Source organism: Halorubrum sp. AJ67, assembly GCF_000513435.1.
Genome location: NZ_CBVY010000016.1, coordinates 41,625 through 43,251 on the forward strand (window position 1 = coordinate 41,625; position 1,627 = coordinate 43,251).

1 protein-coding gene and 1 pseudogene (1 of these 2 running past the window's edge) are annotated in these 1,627 nt (G+C 67.7%); one reads left to right on the forward strand and one right to left on the reverse strand.

The genetic code is table 11. The features are described from left to right. Nucleotides 1-223 (forward strand): annotated as a pseudogene (locus BN903_RS18785) (hypothetical protein); it begins 428 nt to the left of the window's first position. Between the two features lie 479 nt (nt 224-702). Here BN903_RS18785 and BN903_RS12110 read toward each other — a convergent pair. Next, complete coding sequence (locus BN903_RS12110) at nt 703-1,338, reverse strand: TetR/AcrR family transcriptional regulator (RefSeq protein ID WP_048078010.1); 636 nt, start codon at nt 1,336-1,338, stop codon at nt 703-705. Nucleotides 1,339-1,627 lie beyond the last annotated feature (289 nt).

The following is a 1,627-nucleotide window of genomic DNA, read 5'->3' on the forward strand; positions in this document are numbered from 1 at the left end:
CCCGGATCGAACGCGGTCGACCGTCGGAACCGGTGTGCGGCTGGCGTCCGTCCGAGCGATTCGGCGCGTTGGTTCCTTTGCGTTCGTACGCGAGGACGGGCGCGAGAGTGCCCTCGCGGGCGACCGGGCACGGGAGGGAATTTTGCTCGGTCGTCCGCGTTCCCGCCCGATCCGTCGCTCCCGCGGAGCGATGCCTGTGCGTCCGGCTCGTCATCGAGCGTGACGGCGCGGACGCGGCGACGACCACCCCGCCCTCACGAGTGCCGTGCTGACACCCGAGCGATCGGGACCACTCGCGAGACGAGAGAGTTTGTCTTAAATAGCGCTCGGCCGGAATTAGAGTATGTCTGCGATGGCGTTCAGCGTGGCCGCGAACACCTCACCGACGGTCGTTCTCGCCGTTAGCACCGCGCTCGCCCTCGGCGTGACGATCGCGTGCGCCGTCTGCGTCGCCGACCGCTGACCGGTTCGTCGGCGTCGGAGCGCGGGCGATCAGCGCGAACCACTCGTCGCGAGGGGGACACCTTCCGTGCGTGAGGACGGTCACCTTCGCGCCCGTCACGAGCGAGCGAGTGCGGGAGGGGAGTTCGCCGGGTCGTTTCGGCCGTTTTTTGCGGATCGTTGCGCTCGGGAGTCACACCGATTCGGTACGTCCCGACTGCGGTCGTCGCCACGCGGCGCTGCTTTTCAACACAGACCGTCTCACTCGGCGTCGGCCGCCTCGCCCGCGCCGTCGACGAACAGCCCGTCGACGATGGTGTCGATCAGCGCTCGGTCGACGCGGGTGGGGTCGGTCGTGGTGCCGGGCTCGCGCACCAGCTCCTGTGAGCGCGTGGTGAAGACCAGCGAGGTGACCGCGTCCCGGACGAGGTCGGGGTCGTCGAACCGGAACGACGGGTCCTCGACCCATCGGTCGGCGTAGCCCAGCGGCTCACCCGGCGTGTCGGCCGCGAGCGACTCCCGCTCGGACTCGGAGAGCTGGTCGAGCAGCGCTTGGAGCTCGTTGTCGACGATCATCCGCGAGATGAGCGGGTCGGAGCGAACCTCGTCGAACAGCGTCTCGAGCATCGTCCGAACCTCCTCGCGCGGTGTCGCGGCGTCCGCGACCGCGGCGTCGACCCGCTCGATGAGCCGGTCGCGCTCCCGTTTCAGCACGGCGACGTACAGCGTCTCCTTCGAGTCGAAGAACTGGTAGAACGTGCTCGTCCCGATGTCGACGGCCTCGGTCACGTCCTTGATCCGCGTCCGCTCGAAGCCGTGTCTGGTGAACAGCTCGCGGCCCGCCTCGACCAACTCCCCGCGGATCCGCTCGCGGTCCTCGTCGCTGAACCGAGTCATCGGATCGGCCGACGCGTCGGTTCGGGGTAACGGTTCTGAATCGACATACACCGGCGTACGATTCCACGAACGAAAACATTATTGATTCGTGGGTTTTTCAGAGAGTGTGAAACGACTCCGTTCTCCCTTGTGCGTTCCGACTACCGACCGGGTGACTTCGGTCCGAACAGATCTCCGTCGCTCGGGTGGCGGAGACGAGGGCGACGCCGCCGACGATGCGGTCGATCGCGCTCACGCGAGGCTCACCGGGTCCGTAGATCCGACGCGGCGCGAGGAGGTGGCGGCGTGA